At 69.1% G+C, this 6778-nt stretch carries 8 protein-coding genes; all 8 read left to right on the top strand.

Annotated features, from left to right (window positions below; translation table 11 throughout):
• A partial coding sequence (locus VNF71_02320) for an SIS domain-containing protein (protein HVA73386.1) occupies positions 1–1162 on the top strand: 1162 nt, incomplete at its 5' end.
• A gap of 71 nt (positions 1163–1233) precedes the next feature.
• Positions 1234–2415, top strand: a complete 1182-nt coding sequence (locus VNF71_02315) for an amidohydrolase family protein (GenBank protein ID HVA73385.1) — start codon at positions 1234–1236, stop codon at positions 2413–2415.
• A gap of 94 nt (positions 2416–2509) precedes the next feature.
• Positions 2510–3790 (top strand): extracellular solute-binding protein, encoded by a 1281-nt coding sequence (locus tag VNF71_02310; protein HVA73384.1) that lies wholly within the window; start codon positions 2510–2512, stop codon positions 3788–3790.
• An 81-nt stretch (positions 3791–3871) separates the two neighbouring features.
• Positions 3872–4825, top strand: coding sequence for a sugar ABC transporter permease (locus VNF71_02305; GenBank protein ID HVA73383.1), 954 nt, complete (start codon positions 3872–3874; stop codon positions 4823–4825).
• A gap of 2 nt (positions 4826–4827) precedes the next feature.
• A complete protein-coding gene (locus VNF71_02300) occupies positions 4828–5652 on the top strand; it encodes a carbohydrate ABC transporter permease (GenBank protein ID HVA73382.1) in 825 nt (274 codons plus the stop codon).
• A 234-nt stretch (positions 5653–5886) separates the two neighbouring features.
• The gene (locus VNF71_02295; GenBank protein ID HVA73381.1) at positions 5887–6237 is read left to right on the top strand and encodes a hypothetical protein; all 351 of its coding nucleotides are present in this window, start codon (positions 5887–5889) and stop codon (positions 6235–6237) included.
• Positions 6234–6518 carry a hypothetical protein gene (locus tag VNF71_02290; GenBank protein ID HVA73380.1) on the top strand — a complete coding sequence of 95 codons (285 nt, stop codon included), beginning with the start codon at positions 6234–6236 and terminating at the stop codon, positions 6516–6518. The genes VNF71_02295 and VNF71_02290 overlap by 4 nt, the downstream gene beginning before the upstream one ends.
• Before the next feature lie 29 nt (positions 6519–6547).
• The coding region (locus tag VNF71_02285) for a hypothetical protein (protein HVA73379.1) at positions 6548–6778 on the top strand (231 nt) is incomplete at its 3' end.

Genomic DNA, 6778 nt, shown 5'->3' with positions numbered 1-6778 from the left:
CCAGCGGGAGACCACACGAGAGGAGGACCGGTCCATCGTGATCGAGGGGATCATCCCGACCGAGATCCGGGGCGAGGCGGAGGCCATCCGCGCCACCCTCGCCGCCAGCCTGCCGTCCGCGCGTGCCGCCGCGAACGCCCTGAGGGCCGCGGGGACGCGCCGGATCTACGTCATCGGCAACGGCACCTCCTACCATTCCGCGCTCGCGGCCGCCACCTGGTACAGGCACCGAGCGGCCGCCGACCAGCCCACGGTCATCGCGCTGCCCGCGGGCGAGTTCCGGCATTACCTTCCGGCCCTCGGCCCGGGCGACGCCATGATCGGGATCTCGGCGTCGGGGGAGTTCCGCGACGTGATCGCCCTCGTCGAGGAGCTCCGCGGCCGCCTGCCGACCCTGGGTATCGTTCATGTCCCCGGCAGCAGCCTGGAGCGGCTCGCGGACTACGCCGTGCTGTCGGCCGGCGGTCCGAGCAGGGTCCCGGTCATGACCAAGACGTACGCGTCCACCCTGACCGCGACCCTGCTGGTCATGGCCGAACTGCTCGGCGAGCGCACCTCCCGGGAGACACGGGACGCCCTCGCGCAGGCCGCGGACCACGTGGAGTCGGCCCTCGCCACTGCCGAGCCGCGCGTCTCGCTCGTGGTAGAAAGGCTCTCGGGCTGCGAGCACCTGTTCGTGGTGGGTGGCGGGACCGCTGCCGCTGCCGCAGCCGAGGCGGCCCTCAAGCTCAAGGAGATGGCCCTCGTCCACGCCGAGGCCGCTGAGTCGTGGGAGATGGCATCCGGGGCCGCGACAATCGTGGGTCCCGGCTCGGCTGTCATCGCGCTGGCGCCGGCCGGTGAGGGGCGTGAGGCGACGCTCGACCTGGCCCGCCGCGCGCTCGCCTGGGGGGCCACGGTGGTCGAGGTCGGCCCGGGAGCGGACGCGGAGCCCGGCTTGGCAACCCCGGGCCCGGACGCGGGACGCGGCTCGGCCATTCCCGACGCACTGCACCTCCCGCTCGACCCGTCGGCGGCCGAGGATCTGTCCCCGCTGACGGCCGTCGCCCCGGTTGCCCTCCTCGCCTTCGCCCTGGCCCGCGCGAGGGGCGCCGACCCGGACCGACCTGCCTGGGTCGAGCGGTACCACAGCCAGGGCATGCGGCACATCGTCGGGGTGTAGGGAGCGGATCGGATGGCGCGGGGGTGAAGCCGATGGAGCCGGGCGGGAGGCCGCTCGAGTCGCCTGGGAGGGTGCCGGGGCCGGACGACCCCCCGGCGCTCCTGCTGACCGACTACCGGCCGGTGTCGAGGCTCCGGGTCCGCCACGCGGGTCCTCCGGCCCGTCCGCGTTTCCCGGTCATCGACGCGCACAACCACTTGGGGCCCACACCCTTTTCGGGACCGTGGGCGATGCGCTCGGCGGCCGAGCTCGTCGACGTGATGGACGATGCGGGCGTCGCGGCGATCGTCGACCTTGACGGGGGCTGGGGCGATCCGCTGGCTCGGGAGATCGGCCGCTGGGCGCCTCTGGGCGAGCGGGTCGCCGTGTACGCGGGTCTCGACTACGCGGGGTGGTCCGAGCGGCGAGACTTCGGCGATGAGGAGGCCCGCCGGCTCGCGGCCGCGGCCCGGGCGGGGGCCCGCGGGCTCAAGGTCTGGAAGCCGCTGGGCATGTCCACGCGCGACGCCGCGGGGCGGCTCGTCGGGGTGGACGACCCGCGCCTGGACCCGCTGTGGGCGACGGCCGGGGAGCTGGGGATGCCCGTGACGATCCACGTCGCCGACCCGATCGCGTTCTTCGACCCGCTGGACAAGACGAACGAGCGGTGGGAGGAGCTGCACGAGCACCCCGAGTGGCACGCCTGGCCGACCCGGCCGCCGGGCCAGCCGGATGCGCCCGGCTTCCCGTCTTTCGACGAGCTCATCGACCAGCTCGAGGCGGTCGTGGTGCGCCACCCGCGGACGATCTTCGTCGGGGCCCACGTCGGTTGCGCGGCCGAAGACTTGGCGCGTGTCGGAGCCATGCTGGAGCGCTGCCCGAACTGGCACGTGGACCTCGCGGCGCGGATCGCGGAGCTGGGACGTCAGCCCTACAGCGCGCGGTCGTTCATCGTGCGCTGGCGCGACCGCGTGCTGTTCGGGACGGACGCGCCCCCGGACCCGGCCTGGTGGGCGACGTACGAGCGCTTCCTGGAGACGGCGGACGAGTCGTTCCCGTACGAGCCGGGCGAAGGGCCGGGCACGCAAGGGCGGTGGCTCATCCACGGCCTGCGCCTCCCCGACGACGTGCTGCGGGCCGTCTACCACGAGAACGCGCAGCGCCTGCTCTTCCCGCGGGGCGGGCTGCCGGGGATGCGCATGCCCATCTCAGACCGCGATTCCGCGTCAATCACGCAACTAACGGCATTGTCCGCGCAGACCCATCCACAGTAGCATCCGGCCGAAGCCGGGGAACTTCACAGCCAGTCGCAACATCAGAGGAGGTGACGAGCAGCCACAACCTTGGGGGGCGGATGAGTGTTCACCAATGAGGAGGTACCACGGCTTGAAGCGCTCCCTTGTCATCGTCGCGCTGCTTGCGGTCGTCGCGTCGGCGTGCAGCTCCGGCAGCACGCCAGCTCCCGCGGCGTCGTCCTCCGGCATCGCGCCGATCACCATCTCGATGCTTGCACCGGAGTACAGCGCCACCACCGCCACGGCGGATTTCTGGGCTGCGCTCGCCAAGAAGTTCGAGGCGGCCTACCCGACCGTGAAGGTCGACATCACGACCATCTCGTGGAACGACATCACCCAGAAGATCACGACGATGGTCCAGACGAAGCAGTACCCGGACATCGTCAACCTCAACACGTTCGCGAGCTACGCAGCTGACGGTCTGATCTACCCGGCGGACCAGATCGTCGATGCCAAGACGCTCGCGGACATCGTCCCGACGTTCGCCAACAACTCGAAGTACAACGGCGTCCAGTACGCCGTTCCGGACCTCGCCAGCGACCGGCAGATGTTCTACAACAAGGACATCTTCACCAAGGCCGGGATCGCGAACCCGCCCACCACCTGGACCGAGCTCACCGCTGACTGCGCGAAGATCAAGGCGGCCGTTCCCGCGGACACGTACTGCTTCGCGGTGCCGCTCGGCCACGAGGAGGCGCAGGCCGAGTTCACGATCTGGACCGGCGGCAACGGCGGCACCCTGTTCGCGAACAACACCTGGACGATCAACTCCCAGGCGAACATCGACGCGATGAAGTACGTCAAGTCGCTCGTCGCCGCCGGCTACACGCAGCCGAACCCCGCGGGCACTGACCGCACGTCGGGCGCATGGGCGCTGTTCGGCCAGGGCAAGGCTGCCATGGTCAACGCGTCGATCGCGACGGTCGCCTGGCTGAAGGACAACAAGAGCACGGTCAACTACGGCGTCGCGCCGTTCGTGGCCGCCGATGGCAAGAAGCCCATCACGCTCGGTGTCCAGGACTACTTCTTCGCCTTCAAGAAGCCGGGCAACCAGCGGGCGGTCCAGGCGTTCCTCAGCTTCCTCTACCAGCCACAGAACTACGCCGACTTCCTCACCGCCGCCGGAGGCTTCCTCCCCGCGACCACCAGCGCGGCCAGCACGGTGCTGCAGACCAATCCGTGGATGAAGCCATTCATCGACGCGCTGCCGAACGCGATCTTCTATCCGAGCGACCAGGCCGCATGGCCGGCCGTCCAGGGTGCGCTCCAGCAGACCGTCGGGACGGCAGTCCAGGGATCTGATCCCAAGCAGGTCCTGGACGCGATCCAGGCGACCGCGTTGGCAGGCCACTAGCCGCACCGTTCCAGCACAGGTATCGTGCAGGGGCCTGCTCCAGCCGGGGCGTGTCCCTGCACGATTGCGGAAGGTGACCGAATGACGGAAGCCCGCGCCACCCAGGCCGTGGAGACTGGAGCCCCTGATCGGGCGGTGAGGCGCCCGGGCCACGCGCGGCGGGGCCGCTCGACGCTGGCCCCCCTCCTCTGGGTCGGCCCCGCCGTGGTCCTCATTGGCGTCGTGGTCATCTGGCCCGCGGTCGAGATGGTGCGGACGTCGCTCCTGCGGATCTCGTTCTCCGGCACCGAGAAGGGCTTCACCGGTCTCGACAACTACGCGCGCCTCCTGGCCAACCCGGCGCTGCCCGGCGTCCTGGCGCGGACCGCGATCTGGGTGTTCGCCGTCGTCGCCATCACGATGGTGATCTCGCTGTTCCTCGGTCAGCTGCTGAACCAGCAGTTCCCGGGGCGTCGCCTCGTCCGCATCGCGCTCATCGTCCCGTGGGCCGCTTCGGTGGTCGTCACGGCGATGATCTGGCGATTCATGTTCGACAACTTCTACGGGGTGCTGGACCGTCTGCTCATCGACCTGCACTTCCCGGGGGCGCCGATCGACTGGCTGGGGAACCCGACGCTCGCATTCGCATGCGTCATCGCGGTGGCGGTATTCGTCTCGCTTCCGTTCACCACCGTCGTCATCATCGCCGGGCTGCAGGGGATCCCCGACGAGATCCTCGAATCGGCACGGGTGGACGGGGCCAGCGCCTGGCGTTCGTACCGTTCGATCACGCTCCCACTGCTCCGCCCGGCGCTTCTCGTGGCCTCGCTCATCAACCTCATCAACGTCTTCAACTCGTTCCCGATCATATGGATCATCACGAACGGCGGTCCGGGCTACGAGACGGACACGACCACCACGTACATGTACAAGCTCGCGTTCCGCACCGCGGACGTCGGGCAGTCGGCGGCGCTGGCGGTGGTGAACTTCGCGGCGATCCTCATCGTCATCGCGATCTACCTGAGAACGGTCCGCGGGACCGCGCTGACCTACTGACCATGCACGGTTCCCTTCGCAAGGTCATTGTCGCCGGCACGGCCTACCTGGTCGCGCTCCTCTTCCTGGCGCCGTACATCGAGATGTTCGTCACGGCGCTGAAGCCGAAGAGCGAGATCTGGGCCATCCCGGCGCTCTATCTGCCGACGCGCTTCGACTGGAACAACTTCGCGGCGGTGTGGGACGTTGCGCCGATCGCGACGTTCCTGCAGAACAGCCTCCTGATCGCGGGTTTCGCCACCCTCATCGTCCTCGCCGTCTCCCTGCCGGCGGCGTACTACATGGCGCGCAACCGGTTCCGGGGTCGCGGGCTGTTCCTGGTGCTCGTGCTCGTGACGCAGATGCTCGCTCCCACCGCGCTCGTGATCGGCATCTACCGCGAGGTGGTGATCGTCGGGCTCGTCGACAACCTGCTCGCGCTCGTCTTCGTGGACGCCGGCTTCAACCTCGCCTTCTCGATCTGGATCCTCAACGCCTACTTCCAGACGATCCCCGAGGAGATCGAGGAGGCGGCGCGCCTGGACGGGTGCTCGACGTTCCAGTCGCTTCGCTTCGTGACCATCCCGCTGGCGCTTCCGGGAATCGTGACCGCCGTCATCTTCACGTTCATCGCCGCCTGGAACGAGTTCGTCATCGCCTTGACGCTCCTGCAGAGCACCGAGACGAAGCCGATCACGGTGGGCATCACGGGCTTCATCGGTCAGTACCAGGTGGAGTGGCAGTTCCTCTTCGCGGCGTCGCTCATCGCGGTGGTGCCCGTGGTCATCCTGTTCGCCGGCATCGAGCGGTGGCTGGCGGGCGGCCTGACGGCCGGCAGCGTCAAGTAGGCCGCCAGCAGGGGGCCGACCGGTGAGGTGCTCGCCGTCCTGAGCGATTGGACGGACTCGACGATGTCGATCTCAGGCACGGATTACGTCTCGAAGGGCTCGGACGGGCCGATCGGCGTGGGGACTACGTACCGGGACCGTCGCCAAGGCGCCGGGTCGGGTGAGACCGTTAACGTGACGGGGACAGTACGGAGCTAGAGGCTGAAACCGACCCTACGAGAGCAGAGGATCGCCATGGTCGAGGTCGAGATCGCGAACGGCCACCTGCGGGTGGTGGTCGAGGGCTTCGACAAGGTCCTTGCCCTGCGCAGCACGTTGGAGGTACCGCTCACTCATGTGCGTGGCGCCTCGCAGGATCCCGACGCCCTACGTGAGCGGCATGGGCTGCGCCTTGGCGGCGCGTCGCTCCCCGGGGTCATCGCGGCAGGCACCTTCTTCGATGGGCAGTGGTGGTTCCTCGACGTCCACCACCCCGAGCAGGCGGTGAAGATCGACCTCGACCACGAGCACTACGCCGCACTCATCATCGAGGTCGCCGACCCCGTCGCCACGGTCCGCGCGATCAACGCAGCGATCCGCCCATGACCGAGATCGACCTCACCTGCAAGCCATCGAGCACCGGGTGGGTCTGTGAGGTGACGGTGCGCAACGACCACGAGACACGCCACCGCGTCCACGTGACCCGCGCCGATCTCGCCCGGCTGGCACCCGGCGCGTCTGATCCGGAGGCCCTCGTGCGGGCCAGCGTCGACTTCCTGCGGGAGCGCGAGTCGAACGAGTCGATCCTGCGGGAGTTCGACCTCTCTGCCATCGGGCAGTACTTCCCCGAGTACGAGGGGGAGATCAGGCACCGCTTGCACGGCTAAGCTCAACCACCGCCCGGGTGTGCCTGCGCGTGGCGAGCGACGGATGGCTCTTGCTGGAGGAGGCGTGCCCCGCCACCATCGCCGTGACCGCAGGATGGAAGGAGGGCGCAGTCGTGGCGTTCAACGAGGACATCGTCGCCCTCACCCAACAGAACCGCTGGTTCCGCGAGGTGCTGGCGACCGGCCGGAACGCGCAGGTGGTGGTCATGCGCATCCCGCCGGGCGGCGAGATCGGCGAGGAGACGCACCACGGCGTCGAT

This window comes from Acidimicrobiales bacterium (assembly GCA_035533095.1).
Taxonomy (GTDB): Bacteria; Actinomycetota; Acidimicrobiia; order Acidimicrobiales; family Palsa-688; genus DATLUM01.
The sequence above is the reverse complement of the archived record's forward strand: the minus strand, read 5'-3'. Positions and strand labels throughout refer to the sequence as shown.